This is a genomic window from Nonomuraea corallina, assembly GCF_027620315.1.
Lineage (GTDB): Bacteria > Actinomycetota > Actinomycetes > Streptosporangiales > Streptosporangiaceae > Nonomuraea > Nonomuraea corallina.
On the sequence record NZ_JAPNNL010000062.1, the window covers coordinates 1 to 21,790 of the forward strand.

19 protein-coding genes are annotated in these 21,790 nt (G+C 72.6%); 11 read left to right on the forward strand and 8 right to left on the reverse strand.

Annotation, left to right across the window (positions count from 1 at the left end):
• The first annotated feature begins 155 nt into the window (after positions 1-155).
• The 6 genes from OUY22_RS17270 to OUY22_RS17295 all read left to right on the forward strand — a co-directional run bounded on the left by OUY22_RS17270 (position 156) and on the right by OUY22_RS17295 (position 5,632).
• Positions 156-848 (forward strand): YggS family pyridoxal phosphate-dependent enzyme, encoded by a 693-nt coding sequence (locus OUY22_RS17270; protein ID WP_270156015.1) that lies wholly within the window; start codon positions 156-158, stop codon positions 846-848.
• Positions 849-985: 137 nt separating this feature from the next.
• Positions 986-1,486 carry a cell division protein SepF gene (locus tag OUY22_RS17275; protein ID WP_270156016.1) on the forward strand — a complete coding sequence of 167 codons (501 nt, stop codon included), beginning with the start codon at positions 986-988 and terminating at the stop codon, positions 1,484-1,486.
• A gap of 80 nt (positions 1,487-1,566) precedes the next feature.
• The gene (locus OUY22_RS17280) at positions 1,567-1,857 is read left to right on the forward strand and encodes a YggT family protein (protein ID WP_270156017.1); all 291 of its coding nucleotides are present in this window, start codon (positions 1,567-1,569) and stop codon (positions 1,855-1,857) included.
• A gap of 103 nt (positions 1,858-1,960) precedes the next feature.
• Complete coding sequence (locus OUY22_RS17285) at positions 1,961-2,824, forward strand: DivIVA domain-containing protein (protein WP_270156018.1); 864 nt, start codon at positions 1,961-1,963, stop codon at positions 2,822-2,824.
• 75 nt (positions 2,825-2,899) lie between these two features.
• Positions 2,900-4,777: a hypothetical protein gene (locus OUY22_RS17290; RefSeq protein WP_270156019.1), complete on the forward strand. Its 1,878-nt coding sequence runs from the start codon at positions 2,900-2,902 to the stop codon at positions 4,775-4,777.
• 231 nt (positions 4,778-5,008) lie between these two features.
• Positions 5,009-5,632: an MBL fold metallo-hydrolase gene (locus OUY22_RS17295; RefSeq protein ID WP_270156020.1), complete on the forward strand. Its 624-nt coding sequence runs from the start codon at positions 5,009-5,011 to the stop codon at positions 5,630-5,632.
• A gap of 88 nt (positions 5,633-5,720) precedes the next feature.
• On the opposite strand, the gene ileS is transcribed toward OUY22_RS17295, so the two are convergent.
• The gene (gene ileS, locus OUY22_RS17300; RefSeq protein ID WP_270156021.1) at positions 5,721-8,870 is read right to left on the reverse strand and encodes an isoleucine--tRNA ligase; all 3,150 of its coding nucleotides are present in this window, start codon (positions 8,868-8,870) and stop codon (positions 5,721-5,723) included.
• A 483-nt stretch (positions 8,871-9,353) separates the two neighbouring features.
• Here ileS and OUY22_RS17305 point away from each other — a divergent pair, with 483 nt between their 5' ends.
• The 3 genes from OUY22_RS17305 to OUY22_RS17315 are packed head-to-tail and all read left to right on the forward strand — an operon-like array spanning position 9,354 to position 11,213.
• Complete coding sequence (locus OUY22_RS17305) at positions 9,354-9,743, forward strand: TraR/DksA family transcriptional regulator (RefSeq protein WP_270156022.1); 390 nt, start codon at positions 9,354-9,356, stop codon at positions 9,741-9,743.
• Entirely contained in the window at positions 9,716-10,300 is a 585-nt protein-coding gene (locus tag OUY22_RS17310; RefSeq protein ID WP_408638173.1) for a signal peptidase II, read from the forward strand. The genes OUY22_RS17305 and OUY22_RS17310 overlap by 28 nt, the downstream gene beginning before the upstream one ends.
• A complete protein-coding gene (locus tag OUY22_RS17315; RefSeq protein WP_270156023.1) occupies positions 10,284-11,213 on the forward strand; it encodes an RluA family pseudouridine synthase in 930 nt (309 codons plus the stop codon). The genes OUY22_RS17310 and OUY22_RS17315 overlap by 17 nt, the downstream gene beginning before the upstream one ends.
• Positions 11,214-11,262: 49 nt before the next feature.
• Here OUY22_RS17315 and OUY22_RS17320 read toward each other — a convergent pair whose 3' ends face one another.
• The 6 genes from OUY22_RS17320 to OUY22_RS17345 all read right to left on the reverse strand — a co-directional run bounded on the left by OUY22_RS17320 (position 11,263) and on the right by OUY22_RS17345 (position 18,184).
• Complete coding sequence (locus OUY22_RS17320; RefSeq protein WP_270156024.1) at positions 11,263-12,666, reverse strand: serine/threonine-protein kinase; 1,404 nt, start codon at positions 12,664-12,666, stop codon at positions 11,263-11,265.
• A 10-nt stretch (positions 12,667-12,676) separates the two neighbouring features.
• A complete protein-coding gene (locus OUY22_RS17325; RefSeq protein WP_270156025.1) occupies positions 12,677-12,991 on the reverse strand; it encodes an AzlD domain-containing protein in 315 nt (104 codons plus the stop codon).
• Positions 12,988-13,602 (reverse strand): AzlC family ABC transporter permease, encoded by a 615-nt coding sequence (locus OUY22_RS17330; protein ID WP_333486695.1) that lies wholly within the window; start codon positions 13,600-13,602, stop codon positions 12,988-12,990. The genes OUY22_RS17325 and OUY22_RS17330 overlap by 4 nt, the downstream gene beginning before the upstream one ends.
• Positions 13,603-13,672: 70 nt before the next feature.
• On the reverse strand, positions 13,673-14,515 hold the full coding sequence (locus OUY22_RS17335) for an AraC family transcriptional regulator (RefSeq protein WP_270156027.1): 843 nt from the start codon (positions 14,513-14,515) through the stop codon (positions 13,673-13,675).
• Positions 14,512-16,287, reverse strand: coding sequence for a serine/threonine-protein kinase (locus OUY22_RS17340; protein ID WP_270156028.1), 1,776 nt, complete (start codon positions 16,285-16,287; stop codon positions 14,512-14,514). Before OUY22_RS17340 ends, OUY22_RS17335 begins: the two co-directional genes overlap by 4 nt.
• 10 nt (positions 16,288-16,297) lie before the next feature.
• Positions 16,298-18,184 (reverse strand): serine/threonine-protein kinase, encoded by a 1,887-nt coding sequence (locus tag OUY22_RS17345; RefSeq protein ID WP_270156029.1) that lies wholly within the window; start codon positions 18,182-18,184, stop codon positions 16,298-16,300.
• A 291-nt stretch (positions 18,185-18,475) separates the two neighbouring features.
• Between OUY22_RS17345 and OUY22_RS36785 the strand changes: the two genes are divergently transcribed.
• Positions 18,476-19,294: a chorismate mutase gene (locus tag OUY22_RS36785; RefSeq protein WP_333486696.1), complete on the forward strand. Its 819-nt coding sequence runs from the start codon at positions 18,476-18,478 to the stop codon at positions 19,292-19,294.
• Between the two features lie 162 nt (positions 19,295-19,456).
• Complete coding sequence (locus tag OUY22_RS17355; RefSeq protein WP_270156030.1) at positions 19,457-20,347, forward strand: oxidoreductase; 891 nt, start codon at positions 19,457-19,459, stop codon at positions 20,345-20,347.
• Here the strand turns inward: OUY22_RS17355 and OUY22_RS17360 are convergent.
• On the reverse strand, positions 20,331-21,716 hold the full coding sequence (locus tag OUY22_RS17360; protein ID WP_270156046.1) for an amino acid permease: 1,386 nt from the start codon (positions 21,714-21,716) through the stop codon (positions 20,331-20,333). The genes OUY22_RS17355 and OUY22_RS17360 overlap by 17 nt on opposite strands.
• Positions 21,717-21,790: the final 74 nt, after the last annotated feature.

Sequence of the window (21,790 nt, forward strand, 5' to 3'; positions counted from 1 at the left end):
CCGGCCGTTCCGCCCCGGCACGCGGGCGGGAGGCGGCCGGGCCTCACACGCGTCGTGGTGGAAGGGCGTGTCCCACGATGAAGGAAAGGACGCGTCCACGGCCCGCTCCGGCGCCGGGCGCGGGTGAGCGGAATGAGTTGACGGGAGGGAGAGGCGTGCGGAAGGACGAGATCGCCTCGCGTCTGGCCGAGGTCGACGCGCGGATCGCCGAGGCGTGCCGGGCGGCGGGGCGCGGCCGGGACGAGGTCAGCCTGATCGCGGTGACCAAGACGTACCCGGCCGACGACGTGCGGATCCTGGCCGGCCTGGGCGTGCGCGACGTGGGGGAGAACCGCGACCAGGAGGCCGCGCCGAAGGCCCGCGAGTGCGCCGATCTGCCACTGACCTGGCACTTCGTCGGCCAGTTGCAGACCAACAAGGTCCGCTCGGTGACGCGGTACGCCGACGTGATCCACTCGGTGGACCGGTCCAGGCTGGCCGAGGCCGTCAGCAAGGAGGCCGTCAGGCAGGGCAGGGAGATCGTCTGCCTGGTTCAGGTGGCGCTGGACGACGACCCGGGGCGGGGCGGCGCCGTCGTGGCCGACGTGCCGGCGCTGGCCGACCTGATCGCCGGGGCCCCCGGCCTGCGGCTCGGCGGGGTCATGGCGGTGGCGCCGCTCGGCGAGGACCCGGCCAAGGCGTTCGCCAGGCTGCGGGATGTCGCGGTGGCCGTACAGGAGAGGCACCCGCGTGCCACGATGATTTCGGCGGGCATGAGCGACGATCTGGCCGAGGCCATCGCGCACGGCGCGACACACGTGCGGGTCGGTACGGCGTTGCTCGGTCGTCGGAAGCTCTTCGTCAGGTAATGTCCCCTCAAGTGGGTCTTCAGGACCATGACTGGTAGAGGTCGATCAGCGGTGAGCTCCAAGGGGGTACGGCTACCGCCTCGGACCCGGCGACAGGCCCGAGCGAGTGCGACCATGAGCGGGAGGACGACGTAGCGATGGCCGGCGCGATGCGCAAGATGGCGGTCTACCTCGGTCTCGTGGAGGACGACCGCTACGAGAGGTACGAGACCTACCCTGACGACTACCCGTACGAGGACGAGGTGCAGCGCCCCGGCGACGACCGGCCCGTATCGGTCCAGGACCGGGACGAGGACGCCGATCCGTCCGTCCCCGCGCCGCGGCCCGCCACCACCGTCCTGGAGCGTCGCACCACCGACCTGGCCCGGATCACGACTCTGCACCCCCGCACGTACAATGAGGCCCGAACCATCGGCGAGCACTTCCGTGACGGCACCCCCGTCATCATGAATCTGACCGAGATGGTCGACAGCGACGCAAAACGGCTCGTCGATTTCGCGGCAGGTCTGGTCTTTGGCCTACATGGCAGCATTGAACGTGTTACCAACAAGGTGTTCCTGTTGTCCCCTGCCAATGTCGAGGTGACCGCCGAGGACAAGGCTCGAATCGCGGAACGCGGGTTCTTCAACCAGAGTTAGAGTCTCTGTATGTCAATCGGACTCAACCAGGTCTCACCGAGACCCGGGGAGCACAGCAGGAGTGGAGGCGCGGCCGGACCGTGGGGATAGTCAGCCAGATCTTGGTCGTAGTCCTGTCTCTCTACATGTTGCTCCTCATCCTCAGGATGATCTTCGAGATGGTTCAGGCGTTCGCCCGCTCGTGGCGGCCCGCGGGGGTCGTGCTCGTGCTGGCGGAGGCCACGTACACCGCCACGGACCCGCCTTTGAAGTTCCTCCGCCGTTTCATTCCCCCGCTCCGGTTGGGTACGGTGGCCTTTGACCTGAGCTTCACAGTCCTCTTCATCATCGTGGTGATCTTGCTCAACATCGCGAGATCGCTGGGTCCGTGACGAGGTCTGCGGGGCACCGGTCATGATCCAACTCGTGTCCGCGCTGAAGTGATTCGGGTCACTGTCCCTCCGGCCAGACGCCAAGCGCGCCAAGGAGACCAAAATGCCGCTTACGCCCGCTGATGTGCGGAACAAGCAGTTCAGTACCACCCGGCTCCGGCCGGGCTACGACGAGGAAGAGGTCGACGCCTTCCTCGACGAGGTCGAGGCTGAGCTTGACCGCTTGATCCAAGAGAACGAAGAGCTGCGTGCCAAGCTTTCCGAGTGCATGCGTGGCAAGGTGCCCGGTGGCATGAACATGCCCATGGCCTCCGCGCCCGTGCAGGAGCAGCCGAAGCCCGAGATGATGGCGCCGCAGCCGGAGCCCATGCGGGCGCCCGAGCCGCCGCAGCAGCCGCAGCCGGTCCCCGTGGGCATGAACATGCCGCACGCCGAGGACAACATGGACACCGCGGCCCGCGTGCTCGCCCTGGCCCAGCAGACGGCCGACCAGGCCATCGCGGACGCCCGCAGGGAGGCGGACGAGACCGTGACCCGGGCCCGCCGCGAGGCCGACGAGATCCTGACCAAGGCCCGCCGCCAGGCCGAGCAGGTCATCGGCGACGCCCGCGCCCGCGCCGAGACGCTTGAGCGCGACGCCCAGGAGCGCCACCGCCAGGCGATGGGCTCCCTCGTCCAGACCCGTGACGAGCTGGAGCGCAAGGTCGAGGAGCTGCGCAGCTTCGAGCGCGAGTACCGCAGCCGGCTCAAGCTCTACCTGGAGAACCAGCTCGCCGAGCTCAACGTCTCGGCTGAGGGCAGCGGCGGGTTCCCGGTCATGTCGGGCGGCCCCGGTGGCGCGCCGGCCATGCACGGCGTCCCCCAGGGTGGTCAGCAGCCTCTGCCCGGCGGTCCCAACCCGTTCGGCGGCGAGGCTCCCCAGGGTGTCTTCCCCGGTGGTGACGGACCCCACAACGAGCGCCGGTAAGGTAACGGGCCAAGGACCCGTCACTCGAAAGAGCCCCTAGTGATCCTTATCAGTGCTGGTTTGGTGCTCGCGGCAGTGATTCTGCTGATCGCGGGCTTCGTACTGGCGAAGCCGTTCCTGATCATGTGGTCCATCGTGGTCAGCGTGCTGTCCGCGCTGTTCCTCGTGATCGGAGCGCTGCTGCGGCGTCACGAGCTGTTCCCCGGCGGCGGGCAGGCCGCCGTGCCGGCGCCCCCTCCTCCGGCAGGGCTCGTGCCTCCCGGCGTGCCGCCGTACCCCCAGACCGGCCCCATGGGGGCGCAGCCGTCGCCCCGTCCGCATCCCTACCAGCGGACGGCGACCATGCCGTCGCCCGCGCCCGGCGTCCCCCCGCCGCACCGGCCCGCCGCCGGAGGTGTCTCCCCGGACGCGATCGTGCTGGTGATCCCCGGGCGCAAGCGGTACCACGTCCAGGGCTGCCGCCAGCTGGCCGGGCGGGATCACGAGGAACTCACCCACGAAGAGGCACGAGAGGAAGGCTTCACGGCCTGCACCGCCTGCCTGCCCGACGCCGCGCTCGGCGGGCGGCAACTGCCTCCCGTCGACGACGCAGAGCCCGCCGGGAACCCGGCCGAGCCCTCCGAGCCGACCCGTGACCTCCGGCCGCCGGTCGTCCAGCCGAAGCCCGCACCCAGAGCTTCCACCCCCGTTTCGGAGCCCACCGCCTCGCCTGCCGCCTCGACCACCGCCTCGCCTGCCGAAGCAGGCTGGTTCGGCCGCACCGCCGAGCCCGCGCCGGGCCGGGGCGAAGGCGCCCCGCAGCCCGCGTCCCAGGGCAAGCGCCCGTACGCCTCGTCGACGGACGAGCCGGACCTCGACTCCGGCCCTGACACCCGCCCGCAGCCGCGCGTGACCGCCGACGGCACCCCGGTGCCGCAGCGCCCTGCCGCGCCGGAGCGCGACTCCGGCGAGCCCGGGGCGAGCGATCGCCCTGCTCCCCGGGCGGGCTCCGCCGCCGGCGGGCGAGCCGCCGAGGGAGAACGTCCCAGTACGGCGCCCTCCGGCGCGGGCGGCGCCTCACCCGCGAAGGGCGGCCGGACCACGCCCCGTGCAGACGATCCCGCGCCAGGAGCGCCCTCTGCGGCGGGCTCTTCGAGCGGAGACCACGTGTCAGCCGGTGACCGCGAGACCGGCGGTGCTGCCCCCGTGAAGGCCGGCGGTCCGTCCCCCGCGGCGGACACCGGGGAAGACCGGAGCGCGTCGCGCGAAGGCAAGCCCGGAGGCGCACCCGCGTCGGCTTCCGGCACGGGCGGCCCGGCGCGTGCCGCCAAGTCGGGCGGCGGTTCCTCGTCCACGTCGACCTCTGGTCAAGGTGACGTCAAGGCGGGGGATGATCCGGCCTCTGCGTCGGCTTCCGGCAAGGGCGGCGGTTCCTCGTCGGCTTCCCGCAAGGGTGACGCCCAGGCCGGCGCAGGGTCTTCGCCAATGGCGGGTGCCTCTTCGGAGGAGCCTGAGGGGGAGACGACCGTCAGGACGCGTTCGCTCTTCGAGCCCGCCTCACCCGCCGGGGCGCGGCGGCCGCCGTCGTCGGCCGAGTCCGCCAAGGCGCGAGGGCCGCTGCCGCAGGGCGCCGCTCCGCGAGACCCCCGTCCTTCCGAGAGAGGCCCTTCCGAGAGAGGCCCTTCCGAGAGCGGCAAGGCCGGTCGTACGAGCGAGGCGGGTGACGGCTCGGACGCCGACGCGGACCGCGAGTCCGGCGAGACACCTGCCCGGACGAACAGCGGCACCACGGAGGCTCGGCGGTCGGCCACGGTCAAGGTCATCGTCGGCACCCGCCGCTACCACAGCACCACCTGCCCCCTGATCAAGGGCGCTGGAGACGCGGGTGTGGAGACCATGACCCGCACCCAGGCGGAGGCCGCGGGCCTGACCGCCTGCTCCGTCTGCCAGCACGACCGCGAGACCGTCAGCTGATCGCCCGTGCCTGATGGCCGCTCGCCCTGCCGGTCCTCTGGAGCGGAGGTGACGTCGTCCGGTCAGGTCCAGGGCCGCGGCGACGAGCCTCGTGGGACGCGCGGGCGCGCAGCACCCAGGGGCACGTCGGCGGCGTTCCTGAGGGAAGGACTGAGCCGTCTCCGGACGTGAGTGCTTCGCCCTGCGCGATCGGCCTGCGGGCCGGGGGCGTGGAGGCGGCAGGATGGGGCGATGAGGATCACCAAGTACGGTCACGCCTGCGTACGGCTGGAGAAGGGCTCCCGGGCACTGGTCATCGACCCCGGGCTGATGACGCCCGAGCCCGAGGCGCTGGAGAGGGCCGAGGCCGTGCTGATCACGCATGAGCACTTCGACCACTTCGACGCCGACCGGCTGCGCGAGCATCCGGACCTGCCTGTCTACACCTGCCCGGGAGTGGCGCGGCAGTTGGCGGACCTGGGGGAGCGGGTGCGGGTGGTCGAGAACGGCGACGTGCTGGACGTGGCCGGGTTCCGGGTGAGGGTCGTGGGGGAGAAGCACCACGTCAGTCATCCTGACGTGCCGCCGGTCGACAACGTGGGGTTCCTGGTCGACGGTGAGGTGTTCCATCCGGGCGACGCGCTGACGGTGGTGGAGGCGCCGACCCTGCTGGCGCCGGGGCAGGCGCCGTGGATGACGGTGCCCGACCTGATCCGCTACCTGCGGGCGGTGCGGCCACGCCGCGCGTACGCCATCCATGACGGGCTGCTCAACCAGTGGGGGCTCAAGGTCCTCGACGGCGTGCTGGACAGCGAGGGGGAGCGGCTCGGCGCCGAGTTCCGGCGCCTGCCGGTGGGCGGCTCGGCCGAGGTGTGACCGTCCCGGGCGGGCAAGCCGTCAAGGCCGCCCGCCCGGGTAAGTCCCAGCAGAACGCTCATACCGCCAGGCCCGACCGGACCTGGGGTCAGGCGCGGCGGAGCTGGAAGGTGAGGCCGAGGTCGGCGTCGGCGTGCTCGGGCAGGCCGGGCTCCTCGCCTTCCGTCACCGACGTCGCCAGCACCTCGTCGGCGACCGTCCGGCCGCCCGCGCGCAGCGCCTCGGCCAGGTCGGCGTTGGACGAGCGCCACCACAGGCCGATCCGGTCGGTGATCGACAGGCCGGTGGCCTTGCGGGCCTCCTGCACCAGGCGGATCACCTCGCGCAGCAGCCCAGCGCGGCGCAGCTCGTCGTCGAGCTCCAGGTCGAGCGCCACCGTCTCACCGGTGCCGGTGTCGAACGCGCCGGTCTCCACCGCCCAGCCGGAGCGCGGCTGCTCGGTGACGATGACCTCGTCGGGGCCGAGCGACACCTCGCCCAGCTCGCCCGCGGGCAGGGTCACGGCCGCGCCGGACCGGAGCGTGCGCGCCACCGAGGCGGGGTCGGCCGCGCCGACCGCCGCCGCCACGAGCTTCGTCCGCGACCCGAACCGCTTGCCCAGCGCCCGGAAGTTCGGCTTGACCGTGTACGAGACGAGATCGGCGCTGAAGCCCGACATGTCCTCCAAGGTCTGGACGTTCAGCTCGTCCGCGATCAGGTCACGCAGCTCGCCCGGCAGCGCCGGCCACCCGTGCGCCCCCACCAGCGCGCGGCGCAGCGGCTGACGGGTCTTCACCCCGGAGGAGGCGCGGGCCGAGCGGCCCAGCTCCACCAGCCGCCGCACCAGCGCCATCCGCTCCGACAGCGCCGGGTCGAGCAGGTCCTCGCGCACCTGCGGCCAGGCGGTCAGGTGGACCGAGGAGGGCTGCCCGTCGGCGCGCAGGACGTCCCACAGGTAGTCGGTGACGAACGGGGTGATCGGCGACATCAGCCGGGTCACCGTCTCCAGGCACTCGTACAGGGTGGCGAACGCCTCCCGAGACCCCTGCCAGAACCGGCGGCGCGAGCGGCGCACGTACCAGTTGGACAGGTCGTCGAGGAAGTCGGCCAGCCTGCGCCCGGCCCGCTGCGTGTCGTAGACGTCCAGCGCGGCCGTCACCTCGGCGACCGTGCGGTGCAGCTCGGCCAGCGCCCACCGGTCCAGCAGCGGCCGCTCGGCCGCGGGCGGCGCCGACGCGAGATCGGCCGGCGACCATCCCTCGGCGTTGGCGTACAGGGTGAAGAAGGAGGCGGTGTTCCAGTAGGTCAGCAGGACCTTGCGGACGATCTCCTCCAGCGCGCCGTGGCCCACCCGGCGGGCCGACCAGGGCGAGCCCGCGCAGGCCATGAACCAGCGCAGCGCGTCGGCGCCGTGCTGGTCCATCAGCGGCATCGGCTCCAGCACGTTGCCCAGGTGCTTGCTCATCTTGCGGCCGTCCTCGGCCAGGATCAGCCCGAGGCAGAGCACGTTCTCGTACGAGGACTGCCCGAACACGAGCGTGCCCACGGCCATCAGCGAGTAGAACCAGCCGCGCGTCTGGTCGGTCGCCTCACAGATGAACTGCGCCGGGTAGACACCCTCGGGCCTGCCCGCCTCGCCCCACTGGGCGAACGGCATCGAGCCCGAGTCGTACCAGGCGTCGATCACGTCGGGCACCCGGCGCGCCTCGGCCGAGCAGGTCGGGCACGGGAAGGCCACGTCGTCCACGAACGGCCGGTGCGGGTCGAGCGAGGACAGCTCCTGACCGGCCAGTCGGCCCAGCTCCGCCAGCGAGCCCACGCAGGTCACGTGGGACTCGTCGGCCGAGCAGACCCAGAGCGGCAGCGGCGTGCCCCAGTAGCGGGAGCGCGACAGCGACCAGTCGACGTTGTTGCGCAGCCACTCGCCGTAGCGGCCCCACTTGATCGTGTCGGGGAACCAGTTGGTCCTGGAGTTCTCCTCCAGCATCTGGTCCTTGACGGCGGTGGTGCGGATGTACCACGAGGGCAGCGCGTAGTAGAGCAGCGGCGTGTGGCAGCGCCAGCAGTGGGGGTAGCTGTGGTCGAAGTGGCCGCCGCGGAACAGCAGCCCGCGCTCGCGCAGGTCGTCGGTGAGCGGCTCGTCGGCGTCCTTGAAGAACACCCCGCCCACCATCGGCACGTCGTCCAGGAAGCGCCCGTCGGGGCCGATCGGGTTGACCACCGGCATCGCGTACTTCTTGATCACGGCCATGTCGTCGGCGCCGAACGCGGGCGCCTGGTGGACCAGGCCGGTGCCGTCCTCGACGGTCACGTAGTCGCCGAGCACCACGTAGTGGGCGCCGGGGATGTCGACCAGCTCGAACGGGCGCTCGTAGGCGGTGTGCTCCAGCTCGCGGCCGGTCAGGCGGGCGACCTCGGTGACGTCGTCGCCCAGCACGGCGGTCAGCAGCGGCTCGGCCACCACCAGCACCTCGCCGCCCGCGGTGCGCGCGGCGACGTACGTCACGTCCGGGTGGACCGCCACGGCGGTGTTGGACACCAGCGTCCACGGCGTGGTCGTCCAGATGAGGAGCTTGGCGCCGAGCTCGGCCAGCGGCCCCGAGGTCACCGGCATGCGGACGAACACCGACGGGCTGGACACGGTCTCGTAGCCGCCCGGCTGGCCCAGCTCGTGGTCTGACAGGCCGGTGCCGCAGCGCGGGCAGTAGGGGGTGATCCGGAAGTCGCGGAACAGCAGCCCCTTGTCGAAGATGACCTTCAGCGACCACCAGACGGCCTCGATGTAGGCGGGGTCCATCGTCCGGTAGGCGGTCGACAGGTCGATCCAGTAGCCCATCCGCTCGGTGAGCTGCTCGAACGCGTCGACGTGCCGCAGCACGGACTCACGGCAGCGGGCGTTGAACTCGGCGATGCCGTAGGACTCGATGTCGCGCTTGCCGGAAAGACCCAGCTCCTTCTCCACGCCGACCTCGACGGGCAGGCCGTGGCAGTCCCAGCCGGCCTTGCGCGGCACGCTGTAGCCGCGCATCGACTTGTAGCGGGGGAAGATGTCCTTGAAGACGCGGGCCTCGACGTGATGGACCCCGGGCAGGCCGTTGGCGGTGGGCGGACCCTCGTAGAACACCCACGGCGGGTTGCCCTCGTTCTGCTGGACGGAACGCTCGAAGATCTTCCCGTCGCGCCAGCGGTCCAGGACCTCACGCTCAAGCGCGGGCAGGTCGACCTGCGCGGGAAGGGAGCGGAACGATGGCGAAGACATGTCGGGCGGGACCTCCACGCGTCCATTGAGACAGACAGGTTGCGTGAAGGGACGAAGCCGAGACCGGCCCCGCGGTACCACCCTTCTTGGCCTCGCGGCTGGCGAGACCCTCTTCGTTTCGATCTGCTGCCGGGTCTAGTGAGCTCGGTCGAGCCGTTCTTCCGGCGGCTCCGGGGTGATGCCCCTCACCAGGAGGGCCCCATCGACGCCTTGCAGGTTCACACCATAACGCAGACCGCGCACTGAAGCTTCCATGTTTCAGGGCGCCCGCCCCGGCAAGGGGGAGAAGCTCTGCAAGCGTCAAATTTGTGGGAATGGAGTCGCCTGCGCAGGAGTTGGAAGCGCGTGGCGGGATAGTACGGGAGGGGTAATCCATCCGGCGGGTCGTTCGCCGTTCCGTCATCCGGAACCTAAGCTGCCCGCACCATCCCACGGCCCTGATCAGCCCGAGATCGGCCTTGCCCAAGGAGCATGGAGGCAGCCATGGCGGCAGTCACGCAGACCGCGACCCCGTCGATGTGGTCGGAAGAAGAGCTGGCCGAGGTACGCGGCAATCTGCAGACCGAGATCGACGAGCTCAACGCCGACATCCTGCGCCACGAGAGCGAGATCGCCTCGGGTGACGTCACCCAGGGCGCCGGCGACGATACCGCGGACGCGGGAGCCAAGACGTATGAGCGGGAACGCGAGATCGCCCTTACCCTGAATGCACGCGACCTGGTCGCGCAGAACGAACGAGCGATCGCCAGGATCGACGCAGGGACCTATGGAGTGTGCGAATCGTGCCACAAGCCGATCGGCAAGGAACGCCTTCAGGCGTTCCCTCGGGCGACGCTGTGCGTGACGTGCAAGCAGAGGGAGGAGCGCCGGTAGCGGCGGGAGGGCGGCGGGGCCGCATCCTCGCCGTCCTCGCCTCCCTCGCGGCCTTCATCTACGTGGCCGACCTCGTCACCAAGACCGTGGCGCTGGAGGCGCTGGAGGGGGAGCCGCCGCTGGTGGTGATCCCCGGCGTCCTCCAGTTCAGGTTGATCTTCAATTCCGGCGCCGCCTTCAGCATCGGCACCGGGATGACGTTCATCTTCACCCTGATCGCCGCGGGCGTGGTTGCCGCCATCATCAGGACGGCCCGCAACCTGGCCAGCATGCCCTGGGCGATCACGCTGGGGCTGCTGCTGGGCGGCGCGCTGGGCAACCTCACCGACCGGCTGCTGCGCTACCCGTCCGGCTTCGGCCGGCCGACCCAGCTGCAGGGGCACGTGGTCGACTTCGTCGAGGTGCTGCCGGGCAACTTCCCGGTCATCGACTACTTCCCGGTGTTCAACGTGGCCGACTCGGCCATCGTGTGCGGCGGGGTGCTGGCGGTGATCCTGGCCTGGCGCGGCTACCAGATCGACGGAACGAGGGAGGGCAAGAGTGGCCGAGCAGCGTAGCCTGCCCGTGCCCGACGGGCTGGAGGGCGAGCGGCTCGACGCCGCGCTCTCCCGGCTGTTCGGATTCTCGCGCACGCGTGCGGCCGAGCTGATCGCCGCCGGCGAGGTGCTGCTGGACGGCGGCCTGCCGGCCAAGTCCGACCGGGTGCGCGCCGGGGCGTGGCTGGACGTGACGCTCCCGCCGCCGGTCACCACGCCGATGCCGGTCGCCGAGCCGGTGCCCGGCATGCGGGTGATCCACGAGGACGACGACATCCTCGTGGTCGACAAGCCGATCGGGGTGGCCGCCCACCCGACCGTCGGCTGGACCGGCCCCACCGTGATCGGCGGGCTGCTCGGCGCCGGCCACACGGTCGCCACCAGCGGCGCCGCCGAACGCCAGGGCATCGTGCACCGGCTCGACGCCAACACCACGGGCGCGATGGTCGTCGCCAAGAGCGAGCACGCCTACTCCCACCTCAAGCGCGCCTTCAAGGAACGCACCGTCGACAAGCGCTACCACGCGCTCGTGCAGGGCCATCCCGACCCGTTCAGGGGTACGGTCGACGCCCCCATCGACCGCCACCCCGCGGGCGACGGCAAGTTCGCGGTGGTCGCGGGCGGCAAGCCGTCCGTCACCCACTACGACACCATCGAGGCGTTCCGGGCGGCGTCGCTGCTCGACATCAAGCTGGAGACCGGCCGCACCCATCAGATCCGGGTCCACATGTCCGCGCTGCGTCATCCGTGCGTGGGAGACCTGCTGTACGGCGCCGACCCGACGCTGGCCGCCCGGCTGGGCGTCACCCGGCAGTGGCTGCACGCCGTCTCGCTCGGCTTCGAGCACCCGGCGACGGGGGAGTGGGTGTCGTTCAGCACCGACTATCCCGAGGACCTGCGGAAAGCGCTCGACCTCGTACGCGCCGAGTCCTGACCGGCCGCGCTCCCCGGGGGCGGTCCTCATGAGGGCCGGGGCGGATCCGTCACTTCCGGCCGGGCCGGTGGTGGTGGGCCTGGGCTCCGCCGCCGTTGTTCGACGGCTCCACCTGGCCGGGCGCGTCCCCGTCCGGCCGCCCGGTCGGCTTCCGGTCGGCCGGGCGCTTGGGTTCGGCCGAGGGGCTGTCCTTCTTCTTCGTGGGCTTGCCGCGGTCGTCTCGTTCGGCGGGACGGCGGCCCGGCGGCGTCTCCCGGCCCCGCTGGACGGCCTGGTACGTGGCGGGCGGCGTGCTGTCGCGGCGGAGGCCGGACCGGGCGGGCGGATCGGCGGGATCGCCACCGCGCTCGGACCCCTTCTTGGCAGGCGGGTCCGACACCTTCGCGGTCTTCTCCGGGGTGTGCACCACGGCCGGAGGGCGGGCCGGCGGGCTCGTCGACTCGACGGGCCGGTGCGACCACCAGGACGCGCCACCCGTCACCAAGGCCGTGACCAGCGCGCCGACGCCCAGGGCGAGCAGCGGCTGCCTGCGCCTGGCGGAGGCGGCCCGCACCGCCGCCGGGGCGATCTCCGCCTCCGTCCCGCCGGAGCCGGTCACCTCCGGCAGCGGCACCGGGCCGGTCGGCTCAGGCCCGAGGCCCCTGATGATCGCGGCCAGGCGCTGACCGGCCTCCTGGGCCGTCATCCGCTCGGCCGGATTCTTGCGCAGCAGCCCCAGCAGCACCGGCGCCAGCACCCCCGCCCGGCTGAGCGGGGCGGGCTCGGCGTGCATGACCGCGCCCAGGGTGGCCAGCGCGTTCGCCCGGTGGAAGGGCGAATGCCCCTCGACCGCCACGTACAGGGTCACCCCCAGCGACCACAGGTCCGAGGCGGCCTCGGCGGCGCCGCCCGCCGCCCGTTCCGGCGCCATGAAGGCCGGGGTGCCGATCAGTATCCCGGTCCTGGTGACCGGCGCCTCGTCCTCGGTGGTGGCGATCCCGAAGTCGGTCAGCACCGCCCTGCCGTCCTCTGTGAGCAGTACGTTGTCCGGCTTGACGTCCCGGTGCAGCACCCCCGCCGCGTGCGCCGCGCGCAGCGCCTCCAGCAGCTGCAGGCCGATCCTCGCGGCCTCGACCGGCCGCATCGGCCCGTCGTCGCGGACCAGCTCGCCCAGCGTCCGTGACCGGACGAGCTGCATCACGATCCACGGGTGCCCGTGCTCCTCCACCACGTCGTACACGGTGGCCACGCCCGGGTGGGCGACCCGGCCGGCCGTCCGCGCCTCGCGGAAGGTCCGCACGGTGAACACGTCGCGTTCCGGTCCGGAGAGATCCGAGGGCGGCAGGACCTCCTTGACGGCCACGTCCCTGCCCAGGACCTCATCATGCGCCTGCCAGACGGTGCCCATGCCGCCACGGCCGATCGTCCGCACCAGCCGGTAACGGCCCCCAACAATCCCCGCAGAATCGGACATGTGGGGCCGCCTACCCCAGAAAAGCGCGAGCAACCGCCGTAACGGCGGCGGCTGCCGCCAGGACGACCAGAAACGGGGCACGCAGCAGCAACGCGACGACGGCTGCGCCAAGACCGGCGGTGCGGGCCAGGTCGAACGCGAGCGCGCCGTCGTGCGTGAACATCTGCACCCCGATGAGCGCGGCCAGCAGAGCCACCGGCACGAGCTCGGCGAAACGGCTCACCACCGGGTGGTCGAGCACCCGGCGCGGAGCGGCCAGCCCGGACAGCTTGAGCGCGTAGCAGCCCAGGCACACCGCGGCGATCGCCCACCACAGCCCGGTCACCGCAGCATCACCACCAGCACCGCCACGGCCGCCAGCAGCACCGGCACGCCCGGCGGGAAGAACGGGGTGGCCGCCAGCGCGATCGCCATGCCGCCCGCCGCCAGCAGGCGCAGCTCGGCGCTGCTCTTCAGCCGCGGCCACAGGATCGCCAGGAATGTGGCCGGTCCCACCACGTCCAGGCCCAGCATCCCCGGGTCGCCCAGCGCGCTCGTGCCGACCGCCCCCAGCAGCGTGGTCAGGTTCCAGCCCACGTAGACCGCGGCGAACGTGGTGTAGAAGCCCGCCCTGGCCGCGGCGGGGTTCGGCTGGGCCAGGGCGACGGCGGTCGTCTCGTCGATCACCCCCTGGGCCGTGGCCAGCTTGCGCGCGCCGCGCACCTGGAGCACGTCGGCCATGCGCAGCCCGTACAGCGTGTTCCTGGCGCCGAGCAGCAGCGCGCCCGAGGCGGCCGCGAGCAGGTCGCCGCCCGCGCCGACCGTGCCCGCGAACGCGAACTGCGAGGCGCCCGTGAACGCCAGCAGGCTCAGCACGCACGCCTGCGGCACGGTGAGCCCGGCCGTGACCGCCGCGGCGCCGAAGGCGACCCCGGACAGCCCGACGGCCAGACCCACACCCAGACCGTCCCGAATCGCGGCGGAACGGTGTGTCGTGTGTTCCATGAGAAATGAGGATATGTGCAGGTCAGGGAAGTTTCTTGTACGTTCCTGCGGCACGTTGGTAGGCGGCGGGTGGAACCCCGACCACTCTTTTGAAATGCCGGTTCAGATGAGCCTGATCGGTGAACCCCACCTCGGCGGCCACGTCCGCGGGCCGCACGCCCGCGCGCAGCAGCCGCCGCGCCTGCCGCACCCGCACCGAGATCAGGTAGGCGTGCGGCGGCAGCCCCGTCGCCGCCTTGAACGCCCGCAGCAGCGGGAACGGCCGGGCGTCCACCAGCCGCGCCAGCTCGTCCAGCGACGGCGGGTCCGCCAGCCGCTCGTGCAGCACCTCCATCGCCCGCCGCGCCGCCCGCCGCCCCTCCGGCGACAGCACCGCCGCCGGACGCGGCGCCGCGTACCGGGTCAGCAGCCGCGCGAACAGCGTGCGCGTCAGCGTCGAGGCCGCCAGGTCGTCGCCGCGCTCCGTCGCCCGGTGCGCGCGCACCACCAGCGCCTCCACCTCCGGCTCCCGCACCACCGGCTCCGGGAAGTGCGGAGTGCCGTACGCCAGGCCCAGCTCGGCCGCCACCTCCCCGACCGCCGCCACCGACGGGTACAGCATCCGGTACGCCCACCCGTCCGCCCGACCGGCCTGGCCCGTGTGCACCGAGTCCGGGTTGACCAGCACCACCTCGCCCGCGCCCGCCCGGCGCAGCTCGCCGCGATACTCGAACTCCTCCACGCCGTCGAGGACGACGCCGATCGCGTACCCCTCGTGCACGTGGCGGGAGAAGCGGTGGGTGACGTAGCGGGCCTTGAGCAGATCGACCTCCGGCACGGCCGGATGACGCCAGAAGCGGGCCCGCTCCTGCGGCTGACCGCTCACCGCGTCACCCGGAACGTCCGCGCGAACGTCTCGAAGAAGCGCCTGTCGCGCTCCCAGCGGGCGCCCTTCGTCTCCCAGTACAGCGCGAACGGCCGGCCCCCGGCGGCGGTGAACCCGCGGTTGATCACATGGATCCGCCCGCCGGCGCGGGTGCGGGTGAACTCCCAGTCGGCGGCCGGGCGGCCCTGGTAGACCAGCGAGCGGATGGCGATCCGCTCGTAACCGGGGAACTCGCCCCTGGCCAGGATCTCCCGCTCCAGCGCGCGCCAGTGGGCGGCCGGGGTCGGGTGGTCGCCCTCGGGGACGGTCCATTCGACGATCATGACGCCGGGGGTGCCCGGGCCGCTGAAGGTGACGCTGTCGCGCTGCGGGCTCTTCACGGCGCGCCAGCCGCGCGGCATGGCGACGGTGAACCGGCCGGCCGCGTTCCGGTGAACCCGCCAGCCGGCAGGCGTCCCGGCCCGGTCCCCCTGCCCTGGGGTGCCGTCCCCGGAACTCTCCGGCCCCGGGGTGCCGTCTCCGGAGGTGCTCTTCCGGGGTCCCGGCCCGTCACCCAGCCGGGGGACGATCAGCGCGCCCCCGGCCCCGAGCAGCGCCACCACGGCCACGGCCGCCACCACGGCCCACCGCTTCCCCGCCGACCGCCCAGCGGGCACCGTCCCGGCCGTCCCTGAGGGGCCGTACGGAGGAGAACTCCCACCCGGCCCGGACCCCGCGGGCGCGTGGGGTCCCGGGCCCGCGTGCGAGCCGGACGGTGCGGCTCCGTGGGGTGCCGGGCTTGGGTACGGGTCGGACGGAACTGCTGCGCGGGGTGCCGAGCTTGGGTACGGGTCGGACGGAACTGCTGCGCGGGGTGCCGAGCTTGGGTACGGGCCGGTCGGAGCTGCTGCGTGGGGTGCTGGGCCGGTGGGGTCGTACGGTGGGATCTCCCGGGGGCCTGGGCCATACGGGGGCGGGCTGTTGCGGGGGCCGGAGGCGGCGTTGTCGAGGAGGTGGGCGGCCTGGTCGGCGGGCAGACGGTTCCCGGGGTCGCGCTGGAGCCAGCCCTTGATGACCGGCGTCAGCGCGCCGGCCCGCCCAGGCGGCTCGACCGCGTCGCGGAGCACCGCCGCCACGGTCGCCGCCCAGGAGTCGCGCCGGAACGGCGGAGCGCCCTCCACCGCCGCGTACAGGGTCGCACCCAGCGACCACAGGTCGGACTCGGGCCTGGCCGGCTCGCCGTTCAGCCGTTCGGGCGGCATGTACGCGGGCGTGCCGACGAGGTTGCCCGTCGCGGTCAACCCCGCCTCGGACTCCATCGTCGCGATGCCGAAGTCGGTCAGCACCACCCGCCCGTCGTCGGCCAGCAGCACGTTCTCCGGTTTGACGTCCCGGTGCAGCACCCCGGTGGCGTGCGCGGCGCGGAGCGCGTCGAGCACCCGCGCGCCGATCGCCGCCGCCCGCCGCACCGGAAGCGGCCCGTCCGCGCGGATCACCTCGGCCAGCGAACGCGAGCGGACGAGCTGCATGACGATCCACGGCCGCCCGTCCTCCTCGACCACGTCGTGGATGACCACCACCGACGGGTGGTCCAGGCGGCCGGCGGCCCTGGCCTCGCGGATGGTCCGGCGGTTCAGCTCGGCCCGCTGCCGCTCGCCGACCCCGCTGTAGCGGACCTCCTTGATCGCCACCGTACGGTCGAGCAGCTCGTCGTAGGCGCGCCACACCACGCCCATGCCGCCCTCACCGAGCGGTTCGACGAGGCGGTAGCGGTCGCCGACCTGCCTGTCCACGCGGCGCCGCCTACTGGTCGGGTTTGAAGGTCGCGCAGAACGTCTCGAAGAAGTGGTAGTCCTTCTTCCAGCGGCTCGCCAGGTTGTGCCAGTAGATGGCGTAGCCGCGGCCGTTCTCGGTGATGAATCCCCGGTTGCGCACCCTCGTCTTGCCGGTGTTGGTGTTCCAGGTGAAGTCCCAGTCGGCGGCGGACTTCTGGTAGTCGACCGCCTTGATGTCGATCAGCTGGTAGCCGCCGAAGTTGTACCTGGCCGACTTCTCCTGCTCCTCCCAGTCCTTGACCGGGTCGTCGCCCGGCTTCCTGGCCCGGTCGACCGAGACGAACGCGTTGGAGCCGGCGCCGGGGCCGCGGAAGAAGACCTGTGAGCCCTCGCGCTTGTAGACGTCCCACCCCTTGGGGAGCCCCATGGTGAAGTCGAGCTCCTTGTCCTTGTACAGCTTCCAGCCCTTGGGCAGGGCGTCGGACTCCTTGGTGGGCGTGGGGGAGGGCGATTCGGACGGTGACTCGCTGTCCGAGGGCGACGGGCTGGGCGACGTCTCGGCGCCGCCCGAGGTCGGCTCGGCCGTCGGCTCCGTGCTCGGCTCCGTGCTCTGCCCGGCGCTCGGCTGGGTGGTCGGCTCGCTCGTGGCGGTGCTGGCCGTGGTGCGGTCGTCCGTCGGCGTGCCGTCGGGCAGGGAGCGCAGCCCGAGGTAGCCGCCCACCCCGGCGACCAGGAGCACGGCCGTGACGGCCGCGATCACCGGCAGGGCCTGGCGCTTGTCGTCGGAGCTCGCGTCCCTCGTGGACCCGTCGTCGGACGGTTCCGCAGGGGACCGGTCGGTCGCGGGGTTGAACAGCGCGCCCGTCTCCGGCGGCGTGGACCGCCCGGACGGACTGGACGCCCCGGACGGACCGGACGGACCGGACGCCTCGGACGGGGCGGGCGACGTCTCGGGACGCGGCGCGGGCTCCGGCGCGGGCCGCGGGGCCGGACGCGGCGGGGGCGCCTGCCTCAGGTCGGGGTCGGTGGGCATGTCGTCCTCGACCGGCGCGACCCGGGGCATCTTCGCGGTGCGCACGGCCGGCGTCTCGCTCGCCTCGGCGATCACCTGCCGCAGCTGCCGCTCCGCCTCCTCGTACGTCAGCCGCTGCACCGGCTCCTTCGCCAGCAGCCCGTCGATCACCGGCGCCAGCGGCCCGGCGTGCGCGGCGGGGTCAGGCTCGTCGGTGAGTACGGCGTGCATGGTGGCCAGCGCGTTGCCGCGGTCGTGCGGCGAGCGGCCCTCCACGGCCGTGTAGAGGGTCGCGCCGAGCGACCACAGGTCGGACTCGCGCCGCGCCGGCAGCCCCTTGAGCCGCTCGGGCGCGATGAACGCGGGCGTGCCGGCCAGGCCGGTCACCGTCAGCTGCGTCTCGGTCTCCAGTGTGGCGATGCCGAAGTCGGTCAGCACCACGCGGCCGTCGTCGGCCAGCAGCACGTTCTCCGGTTTGACGTCGCGGTGCAGCACGCCCGACTCGTGGGCGCGGTACAGCGCGTCGAGCACCGCCAGGCCGATCTCCGCCACCCGCTTCGGCGGCAGCGGCCCGTCATTCTTGATCACTGCACCCAGGGAGCGTGAGGGGACGAGTTGCATGACGATCCAGGGCCGGCCGTCCTCTTCGATCACGTCGTGCACGACGATCACGTTCGGATGCTCGAACCTGGCCGCAGCCCTCGCCTCACGCATCGTCCGCCGGTTCAGCAACTGCACCTCGTCGCCCAGAGCGGCCGCGTATCTGACCTCCTTGACCGCGACGGTGCGGTCGAGGAGTTCGTCATGGGCTCGCCAGACGATGCCCATGCCACCCTTGCCGATGGGTTCCTGCAGCTGGTACCGACCGGCGATGCGGCGTCCGTCCCGCTTGCGATCCGACATCAACGGCCTCAAACCCTCCCTCTAGGCCAAGAAATACTCCCATAGCGACGGATCAACGGCGACTCGCCGCAAGGACAGTCCGCTATTCGAGAAGCCCGTCCCACTGGTTGGAGTGAAACGCGGTAAAGTGTGAGCATGACTTGTCGCTACGCGTTTATCCAGCCGGCTCCGGGCGAGCCGGTCGTCAGCTAGCGACCACCTGGAGCCGGCCACCAAGGCAGAGACGCCTCGTCTCTGCCTTTCGTGTTTTTCCTGCCGGCTCCCGGCGAGCCGGCCGAGTGGGGAGCCGAGATGTCATCGACCTTGGAACGCCAGGTGGTCCCGCTGGGCGGTCACCGCCTGGGCGAAGGGCCCGCCGTGGTGATCAGCGACCGGGTCAGCCTGCGCGAGCCCGGCGCGGTCCTGCCCGCCGCCGTCACGCTCGCCGAGCCCGCGAGCGCCGACGACCTGCCCGCCATCGCCGCCCGTGCCCGGGGGGTGATCGTCGGCGGCGCGTGGACCAGGGACATCCCGCTGGTGCGCGCGGTGGCGGGGCTGGGACTGCCGGTGGTGGTGGAACGCCGCCGCTCCGCCACCCTGGAGGAGTGGCTGGGCGTGGCCGACTACTGCGCGGCCGAGTCGGGCGCCCCGGTGATCCTCTGTGAGCACGCCGACCTGGGGCTGCTGCGGGAGGCGCGGGCGGTGTCCGGCCGTCCGGCGCTGGCCGACGTGAGCGCGGACCCCGGCCTGTCCGCGGCCGCCGTCGCCGCCGGCGCGGACGGCCTGATCGTGGCCCCGGCCGGTCGCGACCAGGCGGAGGAGGCCGTCACCCTCGTCGGCGCGCTGCTGCGCCCCGAGGCCCCGGCCACGCTGGCCGAGTGCCGCGAGGCGATCGACCGGGTGGACGCCGCCCTGGCCACCCTCCTGGAGCGCCGCGTGGCCCTGGCGGGCCGGGTCCAGCGGCTCAAGCCGGTCGGCGGCTTCGCGGGCCGTGACCCGGCCCGCGAGCGCGCCCTGGTGGCCCGCATGGCCGAACGCGCCCCCGCCCTGGGCGAGGCCGGACTGGCGCCGGTGATGAACGCGGTCATCGAGGCGGGCCTGCGCCTGGCCGAGGAGAACACGCCGGGCTGAGCCCGTGCGGAGCGCCGCGTTTCAGGCGCGGCCGGTCGTCGCGTTGACGATCGCCGCGGTGGATAGAATGCCGGGGAACGCCTGGCCTTCCCGGCGCGGAGTCACGTCCGCCGGGGAGGCTTTTCTCATGCCCGGGAAACCTTCGAGGACGTGAGGACCGCCATGACCACGCAGACGCACGCCGGCACCTGGCAGCTCGGCGACCTGACCGTCAACCGCATCGGACTCGGCGCGATGCGCCTGACCGGCAGCGCCCCCTTCGGCCTCGGCACGCCCGCCGACCGGGACCGGTCGATCGCCGTGCTGCGCCGCGCGGCCGACCTCGGCGTCAACCACATCGACACCGCCGCGTTCTACTTCTCGCCGACCCTGTCCGCCAACGAGCTGATCAACCGCGCCCTGGCCCCCTACCCGGACGACCTGGTCATCGCCACCAAGGTCTGGGCGGGCAGGGACCCCTCGGGCGAGTGGGTGTGGGCCACGCCCCCGCAGCTGCGCGGCCAGGTCGAGGAGAACCTGCGCCAGCTGGGCCGCGACCACCTGGACGTGGTGAACCTCCGCATCCCCCGGAGCGCCAGGACGGCTTCCATCGCCGAGCATTTCGGCGCGCTGGCCGACCTGCGCGAGGCCGGGCTGGTCCGCCATCTGGGGCTGTCCAACGCCACGCCGGCGCACCTGGCCGAGGCGCAGGCCATCGCGCCGGTGGTCTGCGTGCAGAACGCCTACGCCGTCGGGGCGTCCTCCGGCGAGCAGGAGTTCCTGCGGGCCTGCGGCGAGCAGGGCATCGCGTACGTGCCGTTCTTCGCGATCGCCGGCGCCGGGCGCGAGCGCGGCGCGGTCGCCGCCGAGCAGGAGTCCGTGCTGGCCGTGGCGCGCGCCCACGGCGCGACGCCCGCGCAGGTCCGGCTGGCCTGGACGCTCCGGCAGGGGCCGCACGTGCTGGCCATCCCCGGCACCGGCGACCCGGACCACCTGGCCGAGAACGTGGCCGCGGGGCGGCTGAGGCTCTCCGACGAGGACCTGGCCCGGCTCAGCCTCACTCCGCGGGATTGACCGCCGGGGAGCCCGCCTGGTCGGCCAGGGCCGCCAGGCGCTTCCTGCGCACGCCGAGCAGGAACCAGCCCGCGGCGATGGCGGCGGCGACGATCGGCAGCAGGTAGAAGGCGACCCGCTGGTCCTCGTCGGCGAACGGCATCAGGCCCACCACCAGGGCGAGGAAGGCCAGGGTGAGCCAGTTGGTGTAGGGCGTGCCGGGCATCGGGAAGGCGGAGCGGTGCCCGGTGCGGCGCAGGCGGAGCTGGCAGTAGACCAGGGTGCCCCAGGTGGTGACCACGCCCAGGGAGGCGCACGCGGTGGCGATGTTGAACGCGCGTTCGGGCAGGAAGTAGAACAGGGCGACGCCGGCCAGGAACATCGACGCCGTGAACAGCACGCCGCCGATCGGGATGCGGCGGCGGCTGAGCGCGGCGGTGAAGCCGGGGGCCTCGCCCTTGAGTCCCATCGACCGGACGATGCGGCCGGTGGCGTACAGGCCGGAGTTGCACGACGAGAGCGCCGCGGTGATCACGATGAGGTTCATGGCGTCGGCCGCCCACGGCACGCCCAGACCGGCGAACACGGTGACGAACGGGGAGGTGCCGGCCTCGTACGAGGTCCACGGCAGGACCATCGCCAGCAGCAGCACCGAGCCCACGTAGAACAGCGCGATCCGCCACACCACGCCGTTGACCGCCTTCGGCATCACCTTGTCCGGCCGGGCCGTCTCGCCCGCGGCGATGCCCACCAGCTCGATGGAGGCGTACGCGAACACCACCGACTGCAGGCTCATCAGCACCATCGGGAACCCGGCAGGGAAGAACCCGCCGTGGGAGACGAGGTTCGCCGGCGCGGCCTGCCCGACGGAGAACACCACCAGCCCCAGCCCGACCACCAGGAACGTGACGATGGCCAGCACCTTCAGCAGCGCGAACCAGAACTCCAGCTCGCCGAAGAGCTTCACCGAGAGCATGTTCACCACCAGCACGAAGCCCAGCGCGAGCAGCGCCGTCAGCCACTGCGGGAACCCCGGGGCCCAGTAGTGGACGTAGGCGGCGATCGCCGTCAGTTCGGCGATGCCGGTGAACGCCCAGTTGAGCCAGTACATCCAGCCGCTGGCGAAGGCGGCCCACGGCCCGATGAACTCGCCCGCGTACACCACGAAGGAGCCCGACGCCGGCCGGTAGAGCGCCAGCTCGCCCAGCGCCCGCATGACGAAGAACGCCGCCACGCCCGCCGCCGCGAACGACAGCACCAGCGCGGGACCCGCGGCGGCCAGCCGCCCACCGGCGCCGAGGAACAGGCCCACGCCGATCGCGCCGCCGATGGCGATCATCTGCACCTGGCGGTTCCCCAGCGCGGGCCGGTACCCCTCGTCCGACTCCATGTGCACGACGTGTCTCCTTAGTGACGTTCCGTCACTGAGAAGATAACCGCGCCGGACGCGGAAGGGACTCCGGC

What these genes read in the sequence shown, in the direction of transcription:
- OUY22_RS36785 (WP_333486696.1), top strand. Translation starts at nt 18,476, where the DNA reads ATGTCATCGACCTTGGAACGCCAGGTGGTCCCGCTGGGCGGTCACCGC.
- OUY22_RS17320 (WP_270156024.1), bottom strand. Translation starts at nt 12,666, where the DNA reads ATGTCCGATTCTGCGGGGATTGTTGGGGGCCGTTACCGGCTGGTGCGG.
- OUY22_RS17360 (WP_270156046.1), bottom strand. Translation starts at nt 21,716, where the DNA reads ATGGAGTCGGACGAGGGGTACCGGCCCGCGCTGGGGAACCGCCAGGTG.
- OUY22_RS17355 (WP_270156030.1), top strand. Translation starts at nt 19,457, where the DNA reads ATGACCACGCAGACGCACGCCGGCACCTGGCAGCTCGGCGACCTGACC.
- OUY22_RS17345 (WP_270156029.1), bottom strand. Translation starts at nt 18,184, where the DNA reads ATGTCGGATCGCAAGCGGGACGGACGCCGCATCGCCGGTCGGTACCAG.
- OUY22_RS17285 (WP_270156018.1), top strand. Translation starts at nt 1,961, where the DNA reads ATGCCGCTTACGCCCGCTGATGTGCGGAACAAGCAGTTCAGTACCACC.
- OUY22_RS17275 (WP_270156016.1), top strand. Translation starts at nt 986, where the DNA reads ATGGCCGGCGCGATGCGCAAGATGGCGGTCTACCTCGGTCTCGTGGAG.
- ileS (WP_270156021.1), bottom strand. Translation starts at nt 8,870, where the DNA reads ATGTCTTCGCCATCGTTCCGCTCCCTTCCCGCGCAGGTCGACCTGCCC.
- OUY22_RS17295 (WP_270156020.1), top strand. Translation starts at nt 5,009, where the DNA reads ATGAGGATCACCAAGTACGGTCACGCCTGCGTACGGCTGGAGAAGGGC.
- OUY22_RS17305 (WP_270156022.1), top strand. Translation starts at nt 9,354, where the DNA reads ATGGCGGCAGTCACGCAGACCGCGACCCCGTCGATGTGGTCGGAAGAA.